This is a genomic window from Aphanizomenon sp. CS-733/32, from assembly GCF_028330045.1.
Taxonomy (GTDB): domain Bacteria; phylum Cyanobacteriota; class Cyanobacteriia; order Cyanobacteriales; family Nostocaceae; genus Dolichospermum; species Dolichospermum gracile.
The window spans coordinates 1-26,178 of sequence record NZ_JAQMSE010000140.1 but is presented as its reverse complement, the minus strand read 5'-3'; the positions used below and the strand labels follow the sequence as shown (position 1 = coordinate 26,178).

Genomic DNA, 26,178 nt, shown 5'->3' with positions numbered 1-26,178 from the left:
GACTAGAAGTCGCAGCTACACAGACGAAACCCACCTTCGTGGGTTCAAAAGCCTTGATTTTTCGTTAGTCCACGCAGGTGGACTTTGTTTGTGTAGTAGCGATTTCTAATCGCCGGAAACTTTTCAAACATCCTCTAAGAGAGAGTAGCGATCGCCCCATCACTTTTATTACCGTTATACCCTTTCCTGGATAGTATTATGACTAAGAACGTAAGTATTTATAATCAGTCAACTTCCGAGGTAGATGAAAAGTATCTAGAAGCATCCCAACAGTTGCAGCTAGATAAACAAAATTATGGTTCTGATTATATTCATCTTTATGTTGATGATATAGAAGGTGATTGGCTGGAAAATTGGGATTGGGAAGATGATTTAACAGATTATATTGATGCTTTTTATCATCATTGTGAACAGGGAAATTATCAATTTGCTTTTGATACTTTAAAGGCTGGTGATGATTTGTTGAAAAAGCTAGAGAATCGTGAAAAATGTTTAGAACTTTATAGTTATCTAGTTAAAAGATTAGATTTACAAAATACAAAAGAAGAGAAAGAAAGAAATAAAGAAATTTTGAATCAAGCTAAACAACGTATTTTTATGTTGCAAATTGGAAAACTACGCATGGGAAGAAAATACAGCAGAAGACGTGATTATAGACATAGTATCAGATCCTTTAATATATCTAAACTAAAGTCAAGTAAAATTTAATTTTTACCTGACTTTATTTCTTAAATTTTACCAGTTTTCATTTGGAATCAGCCAATCTTCCGATGGCTCATGTCCTGCATCAATAGCGCCATTAATGTAGGAAACCACATCTTCAATAGCTTTTTCCACAGCAGCAGATTCAGTTTCACGATTTTTCAAACTAGAATAATATGGTCCAAGTTGCAGAGGTGTCTTTACATCATGGCTCACTTCATAGGTGTAAGGCTCTTTCTCTGAGATAGTATTTTTGTAAATTCTAACTTTTATAGATGGACTAAAATCATTCTTACACTTTAGGTGAATCTTTATCTCGTTTAAAAGAATATAAGCTCCAGTTACTTTCGGAGATTCTTTTAATAAGCTTTTAATATCTTCAGACATTTCAAATTTTCTTTTTGGCAAATTAAGAGGATGTTTTAAATTATATATCTTCTTGTCTGGAATCATGGTATTTTTATTCATTACTATTCCCTATTGAATATATTTATGCAAATCAATTTTCAAACCTTTACCGTCAACAAACGATTTCCCCTCACCATTAGTCGCGGGACAACAGCACAAACAACAAATATCTGGTTACAAATTACCGCAGAAGAAATTGCAGGTTGGGGAGAAGCATCTCCTTTTGGTGTGGGCAACCATAGGCAATCTACTGAAAAAATCCAAGAAACTTTGCAGCAAATCATACCTGCTTTACAAAAGTATAGCCCTTGGCAACGGCAGGAAATTGAGGCACTATTAGAACAAATGCAAATTCCTTCCGCAGTCAAAGCGGCTGTAGATATGGCATTACATGATTGGTTGGGTAAGCGTGTGAATTTGCCATTGTGGCAACTGTGGGGACTGGATGGAAATGCTATAGTGCCAACATCGGTAACAATTGGCATTAATTCCCCAGCAGGTGCAAGGGCAAGGACGCGAGACTGGTTACAATTTATGGATGTGCAATTATTAAAAGTCAAATTAGGTTCAACCGAGGGAATAGAAGCAGATCAAAAAATGTTGTTAGCGGTACGGGAAGAAGCAGCCGGAAAAGATGTATTTGTTGATGCTAACGGAGGTTGGAGTTTAACGGATGCTATAAATATGTGTAATTGGTTAGCTGATTTGGGAATCAAGTATGTAGAACAGCCTTTAGCAAGAGGTGAAGAAGCAAATTTAGCCGAATTGAAAAAACATTCGCCGTTACCAATTTTTGTAGATGAAAGTTGCTTTACCAGTGCGGATATTCCCCAATTAGCTAATTATGTGGATGGTATTAATATCAAATTAATGAAATCTGGGGGAATCTCCGAAGCTATGCGAATGGTGAATACAGCCAAAGCCCACAATTTACAAGTCATGTTTGGCTGTTATTCTGATAGTTGTCTTGCTAATACCGCCGCTTTACAACTTGCACCACTGGCTGATTATTTGGATTTAGATAGTCACTTAAATCTAATTGATGATCCTTTTACTGGTGCAGTGGTGGAAAATGGGCGAGTTTTGCCGAATAATTTACCTGGTTTGGGAGTGAAATATTGTGCGTCTGTCGCTTAATCAAAAAATAGCAATTCTTCTCCATGAGGGAATTACTGGAGTTCAGGGAAAAACGGGGTTATCAATTTTACGTTACAGCGAGTCCCCCATTGTGGCGGTGATTGATAGAGAAACTGTAGGTAAATCTTTAGTCGAGTTAACTGGTATTCAGCGAGATGTGCCAATTGTGGCATCTTTAACAGCAGCTTTACAGTACAAGCCGGAAGTTTTGGTAATTGGGATTGCGCCTAAAGGTGGTGCTGTTCCTGATGATTATTGGGTGGATATCAAAGATGCCCTCAAAGCCGGAATGTCGTTGGTAAATGGATTACATACACCAATGGCAAATATACCGGAATTAACTGCCCTCCTCAAACCAGGACAATTAATTTGGGATGTCCGCAAAGAACCAGCTAATTTAGATGTAGCATCAGCAGTGGCGCAAAATCTGCCATGTCGGCGGGTGTTGACGGTGGGAACGGATATGGCTATTGGTAAAATGTCAACTAGTTTGGAATTACACCGGGTGGCTAAGTTGCGGGGTATCCGTTCTAAGTTTTTGGCTACCGGTCAAACTGGGTTAATGTTGGAAGGGGAAGGGGTGGCTTTAGACGCGGTGCGGGTGGATTTTGCTGCTGGTGCGGTGGAACAGTTGGTAATGCGTTTTGGTCAACATTACGACATTCTACAAATTGAAGGGCAAGGTTCTCTTTTACACCCTGGTTCAACGGCTACTTTACCGTTAATTCGGGGTTCTCAGCCTACACATTTAATTTTAGTGCATCAAGCGGGACAAACTCATAACCGTAATAATCCTCATGTACCGATTCCAGCGTTACCGGAGGTGATTAGGATGTATGAAATTGTTGCTAGTGGTGCGGGGGCTTTTCGTCCTGTTCCGGTGGTGGGAATTGCTTTGAATACTCGGAATTTGGGAGAAGTAGAGGCAAAAAATGCGATCGCTCAAACTATAGCAGAAACTAAGTTACCTTGTACAGATCCGATTCGGTTTGGGGCTGGGTTACTATTGGATGCTGTTATGCAAAGTTAAAATTTCTGAACGGGTAGTATATATGCACTACCAAGATTTAGGAAAAACTGATCAAACTGTCAATTTAGCCTGGATAATCACATCATTAAAGTCATTATCACCACCACCAGCTAAATCTTCAAACCCGAAAGTGTTATTTCCTAATAGGCGAATGTGATCTATCTTATCAGAATTAGCTCCTAAATAGGCAAAGTAAGTTTGATCAACTTGTCCATTTATAACTTGGTCTACAGTTCGACCATTGGTAAGGATAAATGGCGCAAAAATACTCCCTCCTGTTAATAGTTTATCAGTAAAAGTTGCAGTTCCTTGATTATCAACCCGTAGATCAATTCCCGCTACACGATTGTTGATAGCTGCTTGTGCATAACCTGAATCACTTGGACGGAAATCAACAGTACCATTACCATCAACATCAATACCTCCATTTTCATCAGTCACTTTATAAAAACCCACAAAATTGTTAAAAGCTGCTTCTCTATTGACAATAAAATCAACTTTTACATCTTGGGTTATATCTCTTAAATCAATCACTTCTCCTTGTTGTTTTCCTTGCAGATTTGCACCTAATGGTAATGGGTCATTTGTGGATTTAATGTTCACTACCAAATCTTTGAAATCGGCATGATTATTAGAGCCATCTTTCCAACTCAAAGAGAAACCATCAGTACCTAAATCTCTAATATTTTGGTTTGAAAGGTCAGAGAACAGGATATTCGTAGCAGCGGTAATTCCAGTTTTAACACTATCAATTGTGCCATTTTTGATCAAGAAGAATCTTAGGTTATCGCTAGAATTAAATTCTAATATGCTGTTCAATTTGTTGATATTAAATCCGTTGGGAATATTGGCAATAGTGGAGAAAATTACTTTTGATTTATTCAAAGCCGCTTGGGTATAACCTGTTTCTCCTGGGGTAATGCCGTTAATTTTACCTTGAGCATCATCAACAGTAAATACACCTAGTTCATTTACCAGATTAGAACTACTTCCCGCAAGGTTTACTTGAAGTTTTGGTTTACCAGCACTACCCGAAATAGTAAAAAGATCATCAGCAATTTTTGTGAGTGTTGATGTTCCTAAAGCAGAATTTAAGGTGACTAATGATTGGTCATCTTCATTGGGGTTATTATTGTTAGGAGTGGAATCGGGGTCAGTTTCATTAACTGCTATTAATTCAGCGGTGTTAGTAATAGCTCCTAACTGATTAACTTTGGCTGTTAGCTTGAGGTTACGAGTGAGATTATCTCTCATATTACCTACATCCCACAAACCAGTTTGACTATCATAAGTTCCTTGGTCAGCTAAATAAGAAACAAAGTCTAGTTCAGAAGGGAGGATATCTTTGACTTTGATACCACTAGCAGTTCCAGTTCCCTTATTTGTCAGAGTAAGGGTAAAATTAATTTCATCACCGATTTGAGGGTTAGAATTATCTACAGTCTGGATTAACTCTAAATCAGTAGCAGTCGGAGTAATTGGACTAACATCTACAGCCACAGTTACAGAATCATTATTAGGATTAGGATCACTTTCTGTACTAGATATATTAGCCGTAGAAGTTACAGTTCCAGCAATGAAAGGTGAAACTTCAATAGTTGCTGTGACAGTTTCTCCACTATTTAAATTGCCTACATCTATTAATACAATTCTATCAGATTGAGAAACCTGCCCTTTACTCGCATTAGCAGCAATAAATTTAACTCCATTTGACAGATATTCCGTCAGAAATACTCCAGTAGAATTATTCGGTCCTTTATTTTGAATATTAATCGTGTAACTGAAATTCTCTCCCAAAAGAACATTTGGATTAGATAATACAGAAATCTCTAAATCTCCACCTGAAGTTGGAGTATTAGGATCTTGAGGTATATCTGTAAGAACAACGTTGAGATTTTTTTGTTCTCCAATTGCTAAGAAACCGCTAGAATCAACACCAGTAGCTTGTGTACCCTGAACACCACTTACTTGAACGTAGTGATCTTGCCCTAAACCACTCAATTCTAATGTTGCTGGAGAATCAACTTCACCAAATACCCAACCAATTCCATCTTGTTCACCAAACCAAACACTATTAGGGATTTCTGCGAGAACACCAGTAGCTTGGCTATATCCCAATCGTCGTCCTTGAGCATCTATTAAGAAACCATCTACAGGATCATTTATGAAATTCCATACATTTTTAGCCAGCCCAAAACTAAGTCCAGATTTACCAGTTGAGATTTGCTTGCCTTTCTCTAATTTAGCGCCCAAGGTCTCTAAGATAAACTGCTGTACTCCTTTGTCGCTAGGCAATTTTCCATGCTCTACGCCATTAAATCCTCTATTCTGCTTTCCTTGAAGATAGGTTGAGGATTGAAGTGGGACAGTGCCATCACCACTATTTGGCGTTTCAATATCTTCCCACCATTGTTCATTAGTAGCAGGAATGTGACCTGGCGCTCCTTCAGTAAAAGATTCAACAGAGGGAGCATATATATCTAGGACATCACCAGGAAGATCAACTAATTTTTTAGGACTTGTTCTACTCTCAACAGAAGTTATAGTTTTGACATTGTCTCCAAAAACAACCGTAATATTACTTCTATCTGTAACCAGACCGGTATTAACGTTCAAATCTAATAGCAATGAGTTCTCTTGATTGGGTTGGACATTTGCTCCAAAATTGTAAGTTGCTAAAAGTGCTTTAATCGTGGGAATATACTGATCTATAAATGCCTCTTTACTGGCTTTACTAGTCAAATCAGAATTCTTTGATTGAGCAATAACTGTTGCTTGAGTAATAGCTGTTGGACCATTTATAGTCCGTCCTTGCAGTAATTTTTGATAGGCAACATTGGCAAACTGCCGCATCACAAGACTGTAGCCAATATCGGCATTCCAATCATCATTAATAGGATTCCATGCTTTAGGCGCACCTTGATTTGGCACTCCTAGCATAATCAAATTATCTATCTTGGGTAATGTTACACCATAAGCATCACTTTGAATATATGTTCTAGTAACTAAACCACCTGTACTATGTGCAATTACATCAACAGACTCTAAAGGAGCAGAATCGGGAAAACGTTGTTGCCATTTTTCAGACGCTTGTTTTAACCAATAGCCAAGATAGTCAACACCATATTCATATTTATTATCAGTAATGCTGGCAGCAGATATCTCACTGATTATTCCATCACGTGAACCATCATTTGGTCCTGGTGCTAATCGCCAGTCATAAGGAACAACAAACAGGTCTTCTCCTAATTTATAACCTGTATTTTGAAGTGTTGCGATTAAATCATCATAGCTATGCACCAAAGGATCAATTACTAATTCATTGGGATTTAAACCTCGATTTAAAACCCATCTTTCATAATTATTACGAGTAGTAAAAGAACCGCCAATACCAGGGAGAATTAAAATTGGTTTTCTAGAAGTTGTGATATTATAATTCCAAGCTGTCCCAGAATCATTTGTTGCTAATATAACCTGTAATTCATCAGATTTTCCTTGAGGAATACTCACTGTTCCTGTTTTACTACCCGGTACAAATCCCGTATTTAGGATTTCTTTGCCTTCATATCTAAGTATGAGTTGATCGGGAATAGTGAACATTTCATATTCATATTTAACTGTTCCTCCACCTTTAGAGTCTAATTTAATTGTTTTTTGACTACCTTCAAAACCGCCACTAACAAAACCAGTAGTTGCCTTTTCAATTTGAAGTATCTGTCCATCCAAATTTATAGTTGCAATATCATTCTTAGCCTTTAACTCCTGTAACTGATCAGGCTCAAATGTCTTTCCTTGCACCAAAGCCGCAAAAATCGCTCCTTCTTCACCGGGAGTATCAACTGTATTTATTTTTGCATCTACAGCATGACCAATTTCTTCTAATAATACTGAAGTAATAGAAGCAATATTTGCGGTATTCTGGTTGACAAAATCTTGGGATAAATAAATGGTATTAGTAGCTTGAGCATAAGCTCCCATTGCTCCATCAATTTCAGCTTCTGGGCGAACTTCAATATTAGGAATTATGCTAAAGTCTTCATTTTGCCAATCTTTTTGGATTTCAGTTATGTCAACTTTAACGCCAAAATTTAACTGCATTTTGGTTTGAAAATCTGGACTATTGGCAAAATCATGTAATTGTTTTTTGGCTAATTCTAAAGCCGTTAATATCAAACTATTTTGTTTTTGGGTCAGCAAATCATTAGCTAATTTTGAATTTGCAGTAGATTGAGAAATAGACATAGTTTTCACTTCCTGATAAATTAAATAAACAGCATTGAAAAATTGGTAACTGTACAGGAAATAGCCTAATCAATTACTATTGCATAATCCTGTAAGCTTTTCACCATTACGGCATCTTTGCAAGAGTCTATCTAAATTTTTCCCCCATTTTCTACAAGCATCTGTATTACCATCTTGGCATTGATCTGAAAGAGGAATATCAGTAATTATTCCTATATATTTCCAACTATCATTAACTAATTTGTACATTTCTCCAGAGCGAGCAACTGCTATAGTTAGATTTCCCCACGTTCCTGTTGATATTGAAGAACCATTGGCATCGAGTCTGACAAAAGTACCACAAACATCAAGACTTACAGGAACTAAACTAAATTTAAAAGGTGAATTTACAGGTTTGCATTCATAAGTTTGTCCATTAGCTGGTTGATTGTTAATTAATGTAGCTGCTATGGCAAAGGATATACCTATAAAAAATAATTTCATGGTCAAGAATTTATTTCTAGATAAGTTGATATTCATTAATCTGCTCCAATTATTACAGCGATTTCCAATCATATAAGGTACATCTTAGCCCCCTCATCGCTTGCGGGGAAGGGGTTGGGGGTGGGGTTTTTGTTCCGGGTTTGATGACAACTTGCTGTATGTTTGGCTATTATTTTCTAGGGGAAGTGTTGAATGATGAGCAAGATTCAAGCAAGCTATCATTCAACATAAAAATATATTTTGAACTAATTACTGATTTGGTATCAGTTCTGTCCTGGTGCAATTGTTTTTACCTTTTCCAGTTAAATCAATGCCTTGGTGAACAAAAGACATACATTCAACTGCACGTTGGTTTATATCAGCCTTCTCCTGATTAAATTTCCAGAAGATACAAAAAGCACCTGAAATGATCGTCAGTATAAAAATCAAGAAATTTTTCATAACTGCGTCACTAAGAACCACTCACAATTTGACCGAAAAACCGACCAATAGCGTGAGCAATATGAGTAGGAACATCTTCATCAGGATGATCAGCAACTTCTTGCTGATAAGCGTCCTGAACAGCATCATTAGCAAGTCCCTGTACAAAACCAGTTGTAGCACCTACAACGACCTTACCAATGATTCCTTCTATTGTTGGTTCTTCCATTTTGTTGCTTCCTCCATTTATATAGATATCTAGCGTTACGGTAAGTAACTAAAAGAGTTAGTGAACTCTAGAATCTTGATGACCCACTGTTCTTTTTAGGAGTTCTAACTGCTACTATTAGAGCAGTACACAAGTACACAAGGCTTGTTGTGTAGAAAAATCCACAATTAGAGTATTGTCAATACGACTTACGTACAACTTAAGTAAAAAATAAACTACATCAGGCGCGAAGGACACAGAGGAATGAGAGTGAAAGGGATATTTTACTTAAGTCTCCGTAAAAAAACTCTGTAAATTATTGAGAATTTTAATTTGAAAATACACTAATTAAATAGGATGTTAATGATATCTAAATAGTTATGGACAAAAATAAATTTACTCAAGCATTTGATAAACTAACAAATAGACGAAAGGAAGTGCTGCTAAAATTATTAGCAGGCGAAAGAGATATGGAGATAGCATCATCTCTTCATATTGCAGAGTCCACAGTCAGAAAACACATTCAAGAAATTTGCGAAAACTTTGGACTAAAAAATGAACTAGGTGAACGTTATCCCAAACGTCATGACCTAGTTGAGCTATTTCTGCAATACCTACCTGAGTTAGTCGAAAAATCTGATTCTATTAATAGTCAAATTCAACAACAAATAACCTCCCAAAACTTGAAAAAACAGCACCAAGACTGGGGAGAAGCGCCTGAAGTTCCTCACTTTTATGGACGTACTCAAGAAATTGAAATTCTCAAACATGGGATTGTTACAGATAAAGCAAAATTATTAGCATTGTTGGGTATGGGTGGCATTGGTAAAACTGCCTTAGTTACGAAAATAGCCCAAGAACTTCAGGATAAATTTGATTGGTTAATTTGGCGAAGTTTAAGAGAAGCACCATCAATTCAAAATATTTTAGCAGACTTGATTTTCTTTATTTCCCAAGAACAAGAAATTGATTTACCTGATACTGTTGGCGGGAGAATAACCAAACTACTGGAATATCTAAGTTACTCTCGCTGTTTCATCATTTTAGATAATGCTGAATCAATTTTTCAAGCAGGCACATATACTGGGAATTATTGTCAAGGCTATGAAGGATATGGCGAATTGTTCAAACAAATAGGAATAGGAAAACATCAAAGCTGCTTAATAATAACCAGTCGAGAAAAACCATCAGAAATTGCTCACCTAGAAGGAGATACCTTACCTGTTCGCACACTAACTCTGGCAGGAATAAATACAGAATATCAACAAATATTTAATAATAAATGCTTATTAATATGTTCAGAAGAAGCTCAAAAATTAATTCATTTATATCAAGGTAATCCCCAAGCTTTAAATATAGTCTCTTCCCGTATTCAAGAATTATATAGCGGTAATGTATCTGAATTTCTGGCAGAAGAACAACCCGTATTTGGTGATATACGTCAACTTCTAGCGGAACAGTTTAACCGTTTATCAGAATCAGAAAAACAAATTATGTACTGGTTAGCAATTAATCGAGAGTTGGTTTCAATACAAGAATTAAAAGATGATATTGTTTTAAAAAATTATCAAAAAACTATTACTGATAACCTAGAATCTCTCAAAAGGCGTTCTTTAATTGAAAAAGGGAAAAATGAGAATCGCTACACATTACAAAATGTGATTATGGAGTTTATCACGGAAAACTTGATTGAAAAGGTTTATGAGGAGGTTATTAATGGCAACCATGATTTATTGAATAGTCATGCCCTAATTAAAGCTCAATCTAAAGATTATATTCGAGAAATTCAAATTCGCCTAATTCTTGAACCATTAATTGAAAAATTACGTTATCAATTTAAGGGAACAAAAAATTTAGAAAATAAACTCCAAGAAATTATTATGAATTGCCAAAAACAATCACCTCTATCTCCAGGATATTTAGGAGGCAATATTCTGAATATATTTTGTCACCTAAAAACAGACTTAACCAATTATGATTTTTCTTATTTAACTATTTGTCAAGCCTATCTTCAGGGAGTTCATTTACATCAGACTAATTTTGCCTATTCTGATTTATCTAAATCCGTTTTCTCGAAATCATTAGCTGGTGTTCTAGCAGTAGCATTTAGTCCTGATGGTAAATTTTGGGCTACGGGTGATACAGATAAAAATTTGTATATTTGGCGATTAGCAGATAGTCAAATTATCACTACTTGTATAGGTCATACTAATTGGATCAGATCAATTGCTTTTCATCCTCAAGAACCAATTTTAGCCAGTGCTGGTAACGATGCTACCGTGAGAATATGGAATATTTATACTGGTGAATGTATTGCTAAATTAGAAGAACACAAGGATCAAGTTTGGTCAGTTGCTTTTAGTCCTAATGGTCAAATTTTAGCTAGTGCTAGTGATGATTTTACTGTCAGATTGTGGGATGTTGATTCATATCAATGTTGTCACATTTTTACAGAACATACTTACTGGGTACGTACGGTTGCTTTTAACGCTCAAGGAACAATTTTAGCCAGTGCCAGTGTAGATCAAACTGTTAAATTATGGGATGTAAATACAGGTGAATGTCGCACTACATGGAGACAAGGAAATTATCCTATTCGCTCCATTGCTTTTAGTCCCAATGGTAAAATTTTAGCGATTGGCAGCGATGATAAGATAGTGAGATTGCTGAATATCTATACAGGGGAATGTCTGAAGACTTTTCATGGACATGATGGAAGAATTTGGTCGGTTATTTTTAGTCCTGATGGGACAATTTTAGCTAGTGGTAGTGCTGATCAAACTATCAAATTATGGAACATTGGAACTGGTGAATTTTTCACTTTACCAGAAAGAGATGCCTTTGGCGATCGCAGCTATCGTCGCGTGCGAGTTATAGCCTTTAGTCCTGATGGTAAAACTTTAATTAGTGGTAGCGATGATCAAAGTGTTAGATTATGGGATGTGGCTAAAGGTAAATCTTTAAAAACTATATATGGTCATACACAAAGAGTATGGTCAGTTACATTTTCTCTCGATGATAAAACTTTAATTAGTGGTAGTGATGATGGCAAAATTTCTATCTGGAATATTCAAACAGGTAAATGCAAAATCTTAGGAAATCATGCCAAGCGAGTACAGTCAGTTGCCTATACACCTCAAGGCAAAAAAATAGCTAGTGGTGGTAATGATGGTTGGGTAAAATTATGGGACATTACCACAGGTAAAAGTGTCAGTTTATCAGAAAAACATGGTGATTGGATTTGGTTAGTTAGTTTTAATTATGATGGGACAAAACTGGTAAGTGCAGGTGATGATCATAGTGTAAAATTATGGGATACAAACACAAACCAATGCTGGAAAAGTTTAAATGATTATCCATATTGGATTTGGTCAGTTGCTATCAGTCCTGATTCTGAAAATAGGATTAGGTGCTACCAATACATACAAAAATTGATTTATTTGGGTGAATTTTAGTCTCATGCAATCTCTCTTAGAGGATGTTTTAAAAGTCTCTTATGGTGTATAAAATATTGTTAGATCCCGTATAAGATAGGCGCAAAGGTAAGAGTTTTAAGGGTTCAATTTGGAAATTTTATGGTTGGTGGAGTTGAATCGGAATTTCAATGATAAACTCTGTTCCTTTTCCGGGTGCAGAGATACAATCTAGCACACCACCATGCTTTTCTACCACAATTTGATAACTAATTGATAATCCTAAACCTATACCTTCTCCTACTGGTTTGGTTGTGAAAAAAGGATCAAATATGCGTTGTTTAATTTCGGGATTTATCCCCATACCATTATCCTTAATAGCAATTTGTACCCAATTATTATTAATAATTTGAGTGCGAATAATGATCTGGCTAGGATTATTCTTGAGTTCTGCGGTAGATAAACTTTTTTCACGCTGTTTGAGAACATCAATGGCATTACTAATGATATTCATAAATACCTGATTTAGTTGGGAAGCATAACATTGAACTAAGGGAATATCACCATAATTTTTAATGACTACATTGCTAGAATAGCCTAACTTTTCTTGGAATCGGGTTTCTAAAATCATTAATGTACTATCAATTCCTTCATGAATATCTACAGATTTTATGGCAGATTCGTCCAGACGGGAGAAATTACGTAAACTTAAAATAATCTTCCGAATCCGTTCTGAACCTACCATCATTGAATCAAGAATTCTAGGTAAATCTTGAATAACAAAATCAAAATCATTGTCTTGTTTATATTTTTCAATAGTAGCTGATGGACAAGGATATTCTTGTTGATATATATTCAGTAAATTGATAATAGATTCAATATAATTACTAGCGTGTTCAATATTCCCATAGATAAAATTGACGGGGTTATTAATTTCATGGGCAATACCCGCAACCATTTGTCCTAAACTGGACATTTTCTCCGTTTGAATTAATTGTGATTGTGTGGCTTTTAATTCATTCAATGTTTGTTTTAAGTGCAGATTTTTTTCATTTAATTCCTGAGTTCTTTGGGTGACTTTTTCTTCTAAATCACTATAGAGTTGGGCATTTTCTAGGGAAATAGCAGCTTGAGAAGATAGGAGATTTAATATTCTTAATCTGTCAATAGTGAAAGCACCCGCAGTTAGATTATTTTCTAAATAAAGAACACCAACTAATTGCCCTTTATTCAAAATAGGATTGCATAATATGGATTTAGATTGATGCTGAATAATGTATGAATCATTGGCAAAATCTTGATCATTTGTAGCATCACTAATTAATAAATATTCTTGCATATTTGCTACATAGTTAATAATACTTAATGGTAAATCTTGGCTATCGTTAATTGGTGTAGTAGAAAATTTATATTCATGTTCATTCATACATTGAGCTACTAATATTAAATTTCCCTGTTTTTGCAAAATTAATGCAGATTTATTGGCGGCAACATTCTCTGATATTACCTGCATGAGAGTATATAATAACTTATTTATCTGAATTTCCGAAGCGATCGCTAAGGATGCTTTAGTCACAGTTTCTAAATCTAATAATGCAGAAACACCTGTCAAACTAGGTTTACTAATAAGTGTACTTACTTCGCCGGCTGTTAATTTAGTTTTGGTTTGATTAATAATAGACTCAAGCAAATGAGGATAGGTTGTTTCTAAATTCTCAATTTTAGCCTTAGCTCCCCAATTAGCATAACAATAATAAGCATCTATTAAATAAGTTTTGGCAATTTTTTCTTTATTAACGCTTAAATAAAATTTAGCTGCTAGTTCATTAGCTAGTGCTTCTTCGTGAAGATATTTATTTTCTTTAGCTCCAGCAATTGCTTGATCATAAAGCTCTATTGCTTGCCAATTATTTCCTAACACTCTCGCTTTTTCTGCTTCTATTAATTGATATTTATGTTGAAAATTTATGGGTGCATGAACAGCCCAATTTTTCATTTTCTCTTGATTGGATAAAACCTTTTCTAAATATTGTTTTTGTCCACTCACAGACTGCTGATTATATTCAGCTAAAAGAGATAAAGAATAATAAAAATTATATTGACTCGTAGTAACTTGTCCCACTACACATTCTAAATAAGCTTCACCTTGAATCCCATTCTCAACAGCGATACTGGTTAAACCAGAGAAGTAATAAAATATAGTTTTTGCTAAATATAATGAAAATATTACAGTTGATGATTTAGATGCGATTAAAATTGGTAATATTTGAGATTCATCAAATAACTCACCATCAAATGTTTGTTTGGTTTCATTAATTTCTGCAAGATTAAAAACTAGCTGATACCATAGCTTATGTAGTAAAACGGTACCTTCTTGCTTGAAGCTATACATTAAAAGTATATGACTTTTTAACTGCTCAAATACATAGGATAAGTTTTCACCACTGAAAATCATATTCATGTTATACATTGACGAGCAGTAACCAGAATATTCTAAATCTCCAGTTTCTATCCCGCTTTGTAAGGCTTCTTGCAAGCTACTTACTACTGTTTTGAGATGTTTTTTCCAAAATAGGACATTGCAAGCCCACATTAGCATAACTCGACATTTAACTGTTCTACCATCAAATTTATCTAATATATTTAAAGCCAATTCACCATAACGATATCCAGTTTCAATATCAGCAACAAAACCGCAGAGTATCACACCATAGTTTACATATCCATGAGCAGAAAACGGGGAATTACCATAGTTTACTGATAGATTGATCATGGTAAAGATAATAACTGGGAATAATTCTGGATCAACAAAATAACTAGCAGCAGTCAGATTAGTTAGAATCCGCATCACCGCAAGTTTATCAGTAGCTATCATCTCTGGTAAATTGATTAAATCATCAACATTTAAGTTTTGTGGAGGTGTTTTTTCTAAGTTTACTCCCAGCAAGTTGACTAAAGTTAACCCTGTCTCTATTGCTCTTTGTAGTTGCAATTGAGACATATAGATTTGTATTTGTGATTCATACACTTTTACTTTATCTATAAGACTAGTAGCATTTTTTCTAACTACTTCTATATATATTTCTGCTTGCTCAAAATCAATATTTAAATATTCTGCTTCTACGATTTCTGTGTAAAGGTTTAAAGTTAATTCATACTGATATTGCCAACTATTTACTGCTAACAGTTCCAAGCCTACCTTTAAATATCTAATAGCAGCTTCATAAGCGGTAGAAGATTTGGCTTTAGAACCAGCAATTAAATTTAATTTAGCTAATTCATATCTTTCTGACTGATTAGTAATTAATTCAACCCCAGTATTTAACTGGTTAACTATCTCAAATATCTTCTCTTCCAGTTCCGCAGCATTGGTATTTTTTAATAGTAACTGACCAATTTTTAAGTGCATTGCTGATTTATCAACATCAGAAATTAGGACATAAGCTGCTTGCTGAACTCGGTCATGAAAAAATTTATATTTAGCAAAAATTAATTCAGTGCTATTAACCGGAAAATTTAAGTTAAAAACATCAAATACTGATGCTTCGCCCGTAAAAAATTTATATGCTTCATTTTGGGGAATAATCAGTTCTTCTTGCAAAGCATCCCATAATTCAGCCGCTATTTGTATTTGGGATTTTTCGCAAACTATAGCCAGGGTAGATAAATCAAATTGGCTGCCAATACAAGCAGCTATTTTTAAAATATCTTGAGTATTTTCAGGTAATTTTTGTAATTGGATTTTAAGAAAATTAACAATATCATCATTATGATATAAGGTTTTGACTGCATTTAGATCACACTGCCAATAACTAAGGCTAAAATTAAAAGTAATTAATCCATCTTCATGTAATGATTTAAGTAACTGATTGGTAAAAAATGGATTACCTTGGGTGGTTCTTAAAAGTAGTTCCGTTAGTTTTTGGCTATGTGATTCTGGACAACATAGAGTATCTGTAACTAATAGTCTAATATGAGATTTATTTAAAGCTTGCAAAATAATCTGATTAATTGTGATATTTTCTTGACGAATATCATCTAAAGTTGTGATTAAAGGATGTCCCGGATTGACTTCATTATCTCGATACGCTCCAATTAATAATAAATATTTTGTGTATTTTTCACACATTAATAATTTTATGAATTTTAAAGAAGCTAGATCAGCCCATTGTAAATCATCTAAAAAAATGACCAATGGATGTTCACTTGTAGCAAATACTTGAATAAACTTACTAAATAATAAATTAAAGCGATTTTCTGAAGCATTTCCTGTTAGTTCAGAAACTGGTGGTTGCGGTCCAATAATATTTTTTAGTTCAGGAATAACATCAATAATTACCTGTGCTTGTTCTCCCAAAGCTGATAATATCTGAATTTTCCACTCTTGTAACTGCACCATATTTTCGGTTAGCAGTTGTCTCATGAGACTGCGAAATGCTTGCACTAATGCAGAAAAGGGAACATTTCGCTGAAATTGATCATACTTACCAGAGATAAAATAACCTTTTTCCCGCACAATTGGTTTATGAACTTCATTAACGACGGCAGTTTTACCAATCCCAGAAAACCCTGCCACTAATATTAGTTCTTTATTACCAGAACTGACATTTTTAAAAGCATTTAATAAGGTAATAATTTCTTGTTCTCTACCATAAAGTTTTTCAGGAATCAGAAACCTATCACTTACGTCTCTCTGTCCTAACTCAAAGTTACCAATCTCACCTTGAGTTAATAAAATTTGCTGACATATTTCTAGATCATATCTAATTCCTCTAGCTGTTTGATATCTATTATCAGGGTTTTTTGCCATTAACTTAGCAATGACATCTGCGAGAACTTGAGGAATTTGGGGATTAATTTCTCTAGCATTAATAGGTTCTTTTGCCAGATGGTAATATATCAACTCTAAATGGTTTGGACTATAAAAAGGTAATTGTCCTGTGAGTAATTCATAAAAAGTTACTCCTAAAGAATAAAAATCAGTGCGGTAATCTATGCCTCTATTCATTCTTCCCGTTTGTTCTGGAGACATATAGATAAGTGTCCCTGCTAATACATTGGGGCTTTTGATGTCCGTAGTTTCTTTAGGTAATAGGGAGGAAATACCAAAATCTATCAGCTTGATTTCCTGAGTTTGGGGATTAATTAGAATATTTCTTGGTTTAATATCTTTATGAATAATCCCCTTGGCATTCAGAAACTCTAATGCTTTAGTAATTGCGATCGCAATCGGCAGAAAAGAGTTAATATCTAATTTTTGTAAGTTGGTATATTCACTTAAAGATATACCACTAAAATCTTCTAAGATTAGGGCATAACTATTACCATATTTTTCTAGGGCATAAGATTTAATAATATTTGGGTGATCTATTTGTTGACTAATAGCAAATTGATTTTTAAATGCTATCAAATCCCGCAACCCGGGATATTCTGCGTTGAGAATCTTGATAATAACTGAAATCTGTGTTGTTTGCTGTTGACCACGATAAACTGTAGTTTTTTTACTAGCATAAATAAGTTCAGTAATTGTATACCCAGGAATAGTAACTGTACCAATATTACTTTTGTTCATCTTGTTTTTTTCAGCGATATTCCATCTTCAGTGAAGCTAGGTGGGGTAGGGGGGGAGGGAAGAACAGAAGTTTTTTTCCATTACCCATCAAAATTTATTTGACGAACTACTAGTACCGCAAGGCGGAAGTCAAAAGTCAAAAGTCAAAATCAAGACAGTATAGGCTTTTGGAGGATTTAGAATGGTTGGTTTATTTACGCCGTTTTGTACTAGCCAAGATTATGAGATGAACGGAATAAATGATTATGTTCGGGGTGATACAAGCGGGAGCGCCCACTTACTGGTAGCAGTGCGGGACTGATGACATAAAGTGTAGTTCGCCGTAATTTTTCTGCATGGGTACAATCTGCCATTTGTGCTAAATTTACAACCCGGATTTTTTCATCTGGCCAGCCTAAACGATAGCAAATTGCGACTGGAGTATCTGGATCATAATGTTCTAACAATTTCCCTTGGGCTTCAGTAATATGACTCACACTTAAATATAAACATAAACTGGCGTGATGGGCTGCTAAAGCTGCTAACTCTTCAGTATCGGGAACATGAGTACGGCCGCTAATACGAGTGAGAATAATAGTTTGGACTAAACCAGGGACAGTTAACTCTATTTTCAATTTAGCTGCGGCAGCTTGAAAGGCACTGATACCAGGGATAACTTCAAAGGGAATATTCGCATCGGCTAATAGCTGCATTTGTTCATGAATAGCACTATACAGACTAGGATCACCAGAATGTAGCCTGACCACTGATTTATGCGATCGCACGGCATCAATCATCAGTGGTACAATTTCTTCCAAAGTCCGATTTGCTGTTTTAATAATTTCCGCATCTGCACGACAAATATCTAAAATCTCTTCGGGAATTAAAGAATCTGCAAATAAAATTACATCAGCCGCAGCTAACAACTTTTGCGCCCTAACCGTTAATAAATCAGGATCCCCAGGTCCTGCCCCAACAATATAAACCGTAGGTTCTAAGGAATTTGGATACTTAAAAAAACTTAAATTATTAGTAGATTCACTCATCAATTGCTCCTTTCAAAACCCTGCAAAAAAAACCTTTAGCATTTCCCTCGCACTATCCGGATTCAGCCACTTTGCCCAGTAGAAATAGATGGTAGATGCACCCTGGTTAAGCCCTGGAGATTAATTACTCTGGGGCATTTTTTTCTCCATTCACTGAAGAAACAATATCAGGTAAAGAGCGCTTGAATATATACAACCAAGCTAAACCAAATAATCCTAAAGTCATTCCCCCTAAACTTACCATCTGTGCCATCCGTAAAGGTCCTAGCATTAGACTATCTGTGCGTAAACCTTCAATCCAAATCCGTCCCAAGCTATAGGCAACCCAGTAAACTAAAAATAACGTTCCTACCTTCAACCGGGGTTTTTTAGATAAAGCTCGAAAAAACAAAGTTAGTAACAATGCAAACACCATTAAATTCCACAGCGATTCGTACAGAAAAGTGGGATGGAAATATTCAAAATTCACGAAATCCAAAGGACGACGATCTGGGGGAATATATAGTTTCCAGGGTAAATTAGTTGGTCTGCCAAAAGCTTCCGAGTTGAAAAAATTTCCCCACCGACCAATGGCTTGTCCTAGTATTAAGGAAGGAGCAACCAAATCAGTCAATTGCCAAAAAGATACCTGATTCAATCTAGCAAAAATTAACGCTGCGATCGCACCGCCAATAATTGCCCCATGAATCGCAATACCCCCTTGCCAAATTGCAACTATCCGTTCCGGGTGTTGAGAATATTCTGGCCACTGAAACAAAACATAATACAATCTAGCGGCAGGAATAGCCCCAATCACCAACCAAATTGATAAATCACTGATTAAATCTGGATTCAGATGACGACGCTTGGCTAGGTACTGAGAAAGACTAACACCAATTAATACAGCAGAAGCAATCAACAACCCATACCAACGAATAACAATGGGACCCAATTTAACCACAATCGGACCAGGGGAAGTAAATAGAAACCCCAAAGGCAAAACAGAAAAATCCACTACCATACAAAACTACCTATAGGAATTTGAAATCTATGGAGATGAAACACAATAATATAGTATGCCTTAGTCACTATAGCGATAAGTAATTCCGCAAAATTAAAATCATTAGTCATTGGTCATTGGTCATTGGAATAATTCTTTCCCCCCTGCCCCCCCCTGCTCCCTGCCTTCTGTGTTAGATTTAATAAAGTTCTGTAGAAAATCCGTCAATATAATCACTTAAAATAACATTGTGATTGCTATTTATCCTGGTAGTTTTGATCCCATCACCTTGGGACATTTAGACCTTATTCAGCGCAGTAGTCGTTTATTTGAACGAGTCCTAGTTGCCGTCCTCCGCAATCCCAATAAAATGCCATTGTTCACAGTAGAGCAAAGATTAGAACAAATTCGTCTATCTACAAAACATTTACCAAATGTAGGAGTAGACAGCTTTGACGGTTTGACCGTAGAATATGCCCAAATGCAACAAGCGCAAGTTTTGTTGCGGGGGTTAAGAGCGGTTTCTGACTTTGAGATTGAGCTACAAATGGCTCATACTAATAAAACATTGTCTACTCAGATCGAGACAGTTTTTCTGGCAACATCAAATGAGTATAGTTTTTTAAGTAGTAGTGTGGTAAAAGAGATTGCCAGGTTTGGTGGCTCTGTTGATCATCTTGTTCCCCCACACATTGCCCTAGATATATACCAATGCTACAACCAAAAATCCCTAGCCTCGAATCCAACCACAACGGCAACAATCCTCCCCCACGAGAGTACGTGAATGGTATCCCTGCCATTGGCAATCCAGCGCCAACATCAGGGGTAGATATTCAGCACGAACTCAACCAATTAGAGGAAATAGTTCTCTCTAGTTTGAGGATTCCCCTCACGGGACGTACCTTAATAGATGAAGATAAATTACTTGAACAACTGGATTTTGTCCGTCTTTCCTTACCAACGGTGTTTCAGGAAGCGCTCAATATTTTGGCACAAAAGAATGAAATTCTCCTGGAAGCAGAAGAATATGGACAACAGGTTGTAGATGTAGCCCAAGCAAAAAGAGCGCAAATTTTGGCAGAAAGTGATATCGTCAGGCAAGCACAGCGGGAAGCTGACCAACTGCGGCGACAAGTGCAACAAGATTGTGAAGCCATGATGCAGGACACCCTCGCAGAAATTGACCGCAAACGTCGCGCCTGTCAGCAAGAATTAGAAGAAATGCGCCAAGTTGCAATTTCTCAAGCTGAAGAAATTGAAGATGGTGCTGATAAATACGCCGATAACGTTCTGGCTAATATTGAACAGGATATTCAGGAAATGTTAAAAATTATTACTAATGGTCGCAAACAATTAAATTCCCCCAGTGTCCCCAAGAATGGAGATCACCCCCAACAACGCCCCCATAATTCCAAAAAAAGATAGTACAACCTCGTTCCCAGTCAGAGACTGGGAATGCCATCATAGAGGCTCTGCCTCTTGCAGTTATTAAAGTCTCTCTGTGTACTCTGTGCCTCTGTGGTATGCCTAACGCCACGCTTCGGTATCGTTTTTTGGGATAATTTATTTCTTGGAAGTCTCTAACAGGAAAGGAATATTAATTTTCACAGCCAGACTTGGCGTAAGCTATACTGCATAGCTCCTGTATTCTGTATTTATTCATGAATTTAGTCTGGGAAAGATTGACCTTATCTTCTTTACCACTGAGAGAATATTTGTCTGGTAGTTACCTACATCAGTTTCTGGTGGGGCTTTTGCTGCCTTGGCGACAAAGTAGTATTTTAATGCAGTGGGGAGATATTATTGCTGTTGGCTTACTTAGCCTCATTTATGGTCTTGCACCTTTTGTTTCTACTACTTTAATCGGTTTATTGTTGGTGGCTTGTGTCGGCTTTTGGCTGCTGTTGACTTTATCGGATGACAATAAATCAGCAAATGCGGCTTCCGTTACTCCCATTCATCTGCTGGTGTTGCTGTATTGGAGTATTGCTGCCATATCAACGGCTTTATCACCGGTGAAAAAAGCCGCTTTGGGTGATTTACAAACATTAACTCTTTATTTGTTGCTGTTTGCCCTCTGTGCTAGGGTGCTGCGAGTCCCCCGGTTTCGGTCTTGGTTAATTACTCTTTATTTGCATATATCCCTGATTGTCAGCGTCTATGGGTTGCGACAATGGTTTTTTGGCGCGAAGGCTTTAGCTACTTGGGTTGACCCGGAATCACCTTTGGCTAAGACTACCAGGGTTTACAGTTATTTAGGCAATCCCAATTTATTGGCTGGATATCTTTTACCGGCTGTGGTTTTAAGCTTTGTGGCTATTGTGGCTTGGCCAGGTTGGATCAGGAAATCATTAGCATTAACGATGTTTTTTGTCAATGCTGCTGCTTTAATTCTTACCTTTAGTCGCGGTGGTTGGATTGCTTTGTTGGTGGGATTGTTTACTGTGGCGGTATTCCTAATTTATTGGTGGAGTATAAGTATGCCCCCATTTTGGCGGAGTTGGTCTTTACCTATTCTGTTGGGAAGTGTGGTGGGGTTATTGGTGATAGGGGTGTTATTTGTCGAACCTTTCCGGGTGCGGGTTGTGAGTATATTTGCTGACCGCCAAGACAGTAGTAATAATTTTCGCAAAAATGTCTGGGAATCTGTGTTTCAAATGATCCGCGATCGCCCGATCATTGGTATAGGACCTGGACACAATTCTTTTAATAAGATATATCCTCTCTATCAACGTCCTCGCTTTACAGCTTTGAGTGCCTATTCTGTGTTTCTAGAAACCATTGTGGAAACTGGCTTTTTGGGTTTTACCTGTTTCTTATGGTTAATAGTCGTTACTTTTAATACAGGATTTTTGCAACTGCGACGATTACGAGAAACTAGGAATATCGAGGGCTTATGGTTAATTGGGGCGATCGCTAGTATGCTAGGTATACTTGCTCAGGGTCTATTTGATACAGTCTTCTATCGCCCTGAAGTTAATACTCTCTGGTGGTTTATGGTGGCTTTAATTGCCAGCTATTGGCAACCTTTAACAAGGAAGAATCAGGTGACAGGTGACAGGTGACAGGTGACAGTTAAGAGGGAATAGGGGGCAGAAAAGAGAAATTTTCTTCTTCCTCCTTCTTTCTTTCTCCTGACTCCTGACTCCTTCTTTCTTACTCCTGAACTCCTGACTCCTGACTCCTTCTTTCTTACTCCTGAACTCCTGAACTCCTGAACTCCTGACTCCTTCTAATACCTCTTCATTGCCCTTTGCATATCTCTTTGATCATCACGGCGTTTCATGCTTTCGCGTTTGTCGTGGAGTTTTTTACCTTTACCCAGGGCAATAACTATTTTTACCCAACCTCGTTTTAGATACATTTTTAGGGGGACGAGGGTTAAACCTTCCTGTTGTACCCTACCAATGAGTTTACGCAGTTCTTGTTTATGAAGTAATAATTTGCGGGTTCGTCTGGGTTCGTGATTAAAATATGCACCGCTGGAGGTATAAGGAGAAATATGTACGTTAATTAACCATGCTTCCCCGTCACGAAGCAACGCATAACCATCTTGTAAATTGGCTTTACCGGCACGAATTGACTTGACTTCAGTTCCTGTCAATTGAATACCCGCTTCATAGGTTTCTATGATTTCATATAAAAACCGTGCTTGCCGATTATCACAAATAACTTTGTAACCTTCACTCTGTTTATCACTCATCAAAAATCTTCTTAAGTTTTAATAAATACGCCCAAAAATTTCTTTAGACTGGCTTTTTCTTTAATTGTAGTCCAAAGGGACTGGGGAAGAGGTGATTGGTCAAAAATCATCTCTCTTTTTAGAAAATTACGTAAAGTTTTATGAACAATTTGTGAAAATTTAATATTTTCTTTAGAAATCACTGATGATGTCATCATGAGTAAGTAATCTTGTCATAGTATTAGAAATAGAATTAGTATTCTCGCTTGTGTCTATTAATATTTGTGATTACAGTAAATTGCTCGACCAAAAGATTATAGGGGTGTACTATCCATGCCCTTGACTATTCTTGTCGCAGATGATGATTTAGGTACACGCCTATCTATTAGTGACTATCTTGATCTGTCCGGGTATAATGTTATAACTGTTGATAATGGTGTAGATGCTTTGGCGATGGTTGAAAAGCATCATCCTGATTTGATGGTGACAGATATTATGATGCCACAGATGAATGGTTATGAGTTGGTGCGTCGTGTTCGTCAATTATCGGCGTTTCGATTATTACCTGTGATTTTGTTGACAGAAAGAACGAAAACTCAAGAACGAATTTTGGGATATCAGTCTGGCTGTGATTTGTATTTGCCTAAACCATTTGAATTGGAAGAAATAGCCGCTGCTATACGTAATTTATTAGAGCGATCGCAAGTCATCAAATCAGAATGTCGTTTTCTTTATCAGGAAGAAATCAGTTTTGCCACTTATACAAAAGCAAAAAACGGTCATATTTCCATACCTAATCAGGTGCAACAATCTCAGGTATTGACACCATTAACTGTGAGAGAACAGGAAGTTTTAGACTTATTAACTCATGGTTTGTCTAATGGAGAAATTGGTAATCATTTACATTTAAGTCCGCGCACAGTGGAGAAATATGTGAGTAGTTTATTGAGAAAAACAGAAACTAGTAATCGTGCAGAATTGGTCAGATTTGCGATAAAACATGATTTAGTAGAATAGAATTTTTACCCAAATTTACATTTTTAGTTTGGTAATGTTCAGTTAAGTTAAGTATTTCCTGGGTGCGTTAGTAAGTCCATAACGCACAAAAATATAATCCGACTAAAACTTACAAATAGACCCTGGTTGCAGGGGACAACAATTTTGCGTTTTGGCAACTTTTAATAATGCTTCTACCGTTCGTTTCGTCTCTTGAGGTAAACTGGCTTTTTGTTGACACCATTCTTTAAAGGTCTTAGGTGTTTTTATAGGTGCTGCGGTGAATTTTGGGGTGTACAATCCTAAAGTCAAGGTAAAAATAGTGGTCGCTACTAAAGCTAGTTTCATGATTTTAGTGATAATCAGAATTAAACACAGATAAATGCAAATAAACGCAGATGATTTTATAAGTCCTTAGTGATTTGCTAAAAACTAAAACGACAAATAGACTCTGGTTGGATGGGACATTGTTTAGAAATAAGCGGGTTATCCTGAACTTTAAGAGTCTGTAAATTTTCCAAAGCGGATAAAGATTGAATATTTTGGACTTGATTTTTTTCTAAGTAAACAGCAGTTAATTTAGTCAGATTTGACAAAGATTGAATATTTTGGATTTGATTTTCTCCCAGATAAACAGCAGTCAACTTAGTTAAACTTGACAAACTTTCAATGTCACTAACTCGATTTTCTTTCAAGTCGAGAAAAGTTAAATTATGCAAATTTGCTAAAGGTTTGATATCGCTGATTTGATTCTTCCACAAGGAGATAAAAGTTAAATTATGCAAATTTGTCAAGGGTTGGATATCCCTGATTTGATTTTTCCACAAGGAGATAAAAGTTAAATTGTGCAAATTTGTCAAGGGTTGGATATCCCTGATTTGATTTTCCCACAAATTCAGGGTAGTTAACTTAGTTAATTTTGATAAGGGTTGGATATCACTAATTTGATTTCCACCCAGGTCAAGAGAAGTTAAATTAGTCAAATTTGCTAAAGGTTTGATATCACTAATTTTATTTTCCCATAAAGAGATAAAAGTTAAATTAGTCAAACTTGATAAAGGTTGGATATCACTAATTTGACTTTTCCACAGGTTAAGAGTAGTCAACTTAATCAGTTTTTGATGAGCTTGAGTACAGTTTGTCGTACCAGCAGTTTTTAATAATACTTCAACCGTGTATCTCGTCTGTTGAGGTAGCTTGGCTTTTTGCTCACACCATTGTTGAAAGTTGTTTGGTGTTTTTGCCGTTGTCACAGGGTTTTTAGCAGGTTTTTTTACAGGTGCAGATGAGACTGGCAATGTGTAAAGTCCTAAAGTGAATGTAAAAACAGTAGCCGCAGCTAAAATTAGTTTCATAATTTTTAAATTACACAGAATCCACAGTAATTATACCATTGACGACAAACTTACAGCCTATTTTAGGTTTAATTATTGTATGATGACGTTTGGATATACGTAATGTCACAAAAATAATCAATGTGGGAGTAATATATATAGGCGATCGCGCAACAGGTAAGACTCACTTAGCACTAGAGTTAGTCAACCCCAAAGGTGAATATGTCAAAGTTGCCAATCTCGATTATGACAATCTGAGAGTGCAATTACTGGATGAAAACTCACAACCCTACGCGACATCTCGGCAAATGTACGAACGGTATTTAGAGATGGAGGTGCGGCTTCATATAATCGGACCACAGGCTTCTGGCAAAACTACTTATTTAGCGGCTTTGGCTTATCAACCATAGGACTTACGCATTGACAGGATCAACCAAATATGAGGTATGGGTTTCGGGCATTTTAACGTGATTTTTTGATGATTTTTGAGCGCTCGCTATTGAGCAGAAGTTAATCACCAAAAGCCTGAAACGATGGATTTTCGTTC

20 protein-coding genes are annotated in these 26,178 nt (G+C 36.3%); 9 read left to right on the top strand and 11 right to left on the bottom strand.

The features are described from left to right. Positions 1-198: 198 nt before the first annotated feature. A complete protein-coding gene (locus PN471_RS10930) occupies positions 199-708 on the top strand; it encodes a hypothetical protein (protein ID WP_271776875.1) in 510 nt (169 codons plus the stop codon). Between the two features lie 27 nt (positions 709-735). Here the strand turns inward: PN471_RS10930 and PN471_RS10925 are convergent, their stop codons facing one another. Further along, positions 736-1,170, bottom strand: a complete 435-nt coding sequence (locus tag PN471_RS10925; protein ID WP_271776874.1) for a hypothetical protein — start codon at positions 1,168-1,170, stop codon at positions 736-738. Positions 1,171-1,194: 24 nt separating this feature from the next. Here PN471_RS10925 and PN471_RS10920 point away from each other — a divergent pair, with 24 nt between their 5' ends. Together PN471_RS10920 and PN471_RS10915 are read left to right on the top strand one after the other, a co-directional pair. Then, a complete protein-coding gene (locus PN471_RS10920; protein ID WP_271776873.1) occupies positions 1,195-2,247 on the top strand; it encodes a dipeptide epimerase in 1,053 nt (350 codons plus the stop codon). After that, the gene (locus PN471_RS10915; RefSeq protein ID WP_271776872.1) at positions 2,231-3,277 is read left to right on the top strand and encodes a DUF1611 domain-containing protein; all 1,047 of its coding nucleotides are present in this window, start codon (positions 2,231-2,233) and stop codon (positions 3,275-3,277) included. The genes PN471_RS10920 and PN471_RS10915 overlap by 17 nt, the downstream gene beginning before the upstream one ends. 51 nt (positions 3,278-3,328) lie before the next feature. Here PN471_RS10915 and PN471_RS10910 read toward each other — a convergent pair whose 3' ends face one another. From PN471_RS10910 to PN471_RS10900, 3 genes are all read right to left on the bottom strand, one after another. Continuing rightward, positions 3,329-7,519, bottom strand: coding sequence for a DUF4114 domain-containing protein (locus tag PN471_RS10910; protein WP_271776871.1), 4,191 nt, complete (start codon positions 7,517-7,519; stop codon positions 3,329-3,331). 69 nt (positions 7,520-7,588) lie between these two features. After that, positions 7,589-8,002: a hypothetical protein gene (locus tag PN471_RS10905; RefSeq protein WP_271776870.1), complete on the bottom strand. Its 414-nt coding sequence runs from the start codon at positions 8,000-8,002 to the stop codon at positions 7,589-7,591. A gap of 451 nt (positions 8,003-8,453) precedes the next feature. Next, positions 8,454-8,651 carry a hypothetical protein gene (locus PN471_RS10900; RefSeq protein WP_271776869.1) on the bottom strand — a complete coding sequence of 66 codons (198 nt, stop codon included), beginning with the start codon at positions 8,649-8,651 and terminating at the stop codon, positions 8,454-8,456. A 359-nt stretch (positions 8,652-9,010) separates the two neighbouring features. Here PN471_RS10900 and PN471_RS10895 point away from each other — a divergent pair, with 359 nt between their 5' ends. Continuing rightward, positions 9,011-12,085 (top strand): NB-ARC domain-containing protein, encoded by a 3,075-nt coding sequence (locus tag PN471_RS10895; protein ID WP_271776868.1) that lies wholly within the window; start codon positions 9,011-9,013, stop codon positions 12,083-12,085. A gap of 118 nt (positions 12,086-12,203) precedes the next feature. On the opposite strand, the gene PN471_RS10890 is transcribed toward PN471_RS10895, so the two are convergent. From PN471_RS10890 to lgt, 3 genes are all read right to left on the bottom strand, one after another. Then, on the bottom strand, positions 12,204-17,615 hold the full coding sequence (locus PN471_RS10890) for a trifunctional serine/threonine-protein kinase/ATP-binding protein/sensor histidine kinase (RefSeq protein WP_271776867.1): 5,412 nt from the start codon (positions 17,613-17,615) through the stop codon (positions 12,204-12,206). Positions 17,616-17,824: 209 nt separating this feature from the next. Then, positions 17,825-18,640 (bottom strand): precorrin-4 C(11)-methyltransferase, encoded by an 816-nt coding sequence (gene cobM / locus PN471_RS10885; protein WP_271776866.1) that lies wholly within the window; start codon positions 18,638-18,640, stop codon positions 17,825-17,827. Positions 18,641-18,764: 124 nt separating this feature from the next. Next, positions 18,765-19,640, bottom strand: a complete 876-nt coding sequence (gene lgt / locus PN471_RS10880; RefSeq protein ID WP_193895606.1) for a prolipoprotein diacylglyceryl transferase — start codon at positions 19,638-19,640, stop codon at positions 18,765-18,767. A 229-nt stretch (positions 19,641-19,869) separates the two neighbouring features. Here lgt and coaD point away from each other — a divergent pair, with 229 nt between their 5' ends. The 3 genes from coaD (at position 19,870) to PN471_RS10865 (ending at position 22,684) form a co-directional block, all read left to right on the top strand. Next, a complete protein-coding gene (gene coaD, locus PN471_RS10875) occupies positions 19,870-20,403 on the top strand; it encodes a pantetheine-phosphate adenylyltransferase (protein WP_271776865.1) in 534 nt (177 codons plus the stop codon). Next, positions 20,331-21,044 (top strand): DivIVA domain-containing protein, encoded by a 714-nt coding sequence (locus PN471_RS10870; RefSeq protein ID WP_271776864.1) that lies wholly within the window; start codon positions 20,331-20,333, stop codon positions 21,042-21,044. The genes coaD and PN471_RS10870 overlap by 73 nt, the downstream gene beginning before the upstream one ends. A gap of 236 nt (positions 21,045-21,280) precedes the next feature. Next, positions 21,281-22,684 carry an IctB family putative bicarbonate transporter gene (locus PN471_RS10865; protein ID WP_271776863.1) on the top strand — a complete coding sequence of 468 codons (1,404 nt, stop codon included), beginning with the start codon at positions 21,281-21,283 and terminating at the stop codon, positions 22,682-22,684. Positions 22,685-22,851: 167 nt separating this feature from the next. On the opposite strand, the gene smpB is transcribed toward PN471_RS10865, so the two are convergent. Both smpB and PN471_RS10855 read right to left on the bottom strand, forming a co-directional pair. Further along, positions 22,852-23,322, bottom strand: a complete 471-nt coding sequence (smpB, locus tag PN471_RS10860; protein ID WP_271776862.1) for an SsrA-binding protein SmpB — start codon at positions 23,320-23,322, stop codon at positions 22,852-22,854. A gap of 11 nt (positions 23,323-23,333) precedes the next feature. After that, entirely contained in the window at positions 23,334-23,519 is a 186-nt protein-coding gene (locus PN471_RS10855) for a hypothetical protein (RefSeq protein WP_271776861.1), read from the bottom strand. Positions 23,520-23,634: 115 nt separating this feature from the next. Here PN471_RS10855 and PN471_RS10850 point away from each other — a divergent pair, with 115 nt between their 5' ends. After that, on the top strand, positions 23,635-24,318 hold the full coding sequence (locus PN471_RS10850; protein WP_271776860.1) for a response regulator transcription factor: 684 nt from the start codon (positions 23,635-23,637) through the stop codon (positions 24,316-24,318). A 102-nt stretch (positions 24,319-24,420) separates the two neighbouring features. Here the strand turns inward: PN471_RS10850 and PN471_RS10845 are convergent, their stop codons facing one another. Together PN471_RS10845 and PN471_RS10840 are read right to left on the bottom strand one after the other, a co-directional pair. Then, a complete protein-coding gene (locus tag PN471_RS10845) occupies positions 24,421-24,645 on the bottom strand; it encodes a hypothetical protein (RefSeq protein ID WP_271776859.1) in 225 nt (74 codons plus the stop codon). Positions 24,646-24,722: 77 nt separating this feature from the next. Next, a complete protein-coding gene (locus tag PN471_RS10840; protein WP_271776858.1) occupies positions 24,723-25,652 on the bottom strand; it encodes a leucine-rich repeat domain-containing protein in 930 nt (309 codons plus the stop codon). A gap of 122 nt (positions 25,653-25,774) precedes the next feature. Here PN471_RS10840 and PN471_RS10835 point away from each other — a divergent pair, with 122 nt between their 5' ends. Next, positions 25,775-26,041: a hypothetical protein gene (locus tag PN471_RS10835; protein WP_271776857.1), complete on the top strand. Its 267-nt coding sequence runs from the start codon at positions 25,775-25,777 to the stop codon at positions 26,039-26,041. Positions 26,042-26,178: the final 137 nt, after the last annotated feature.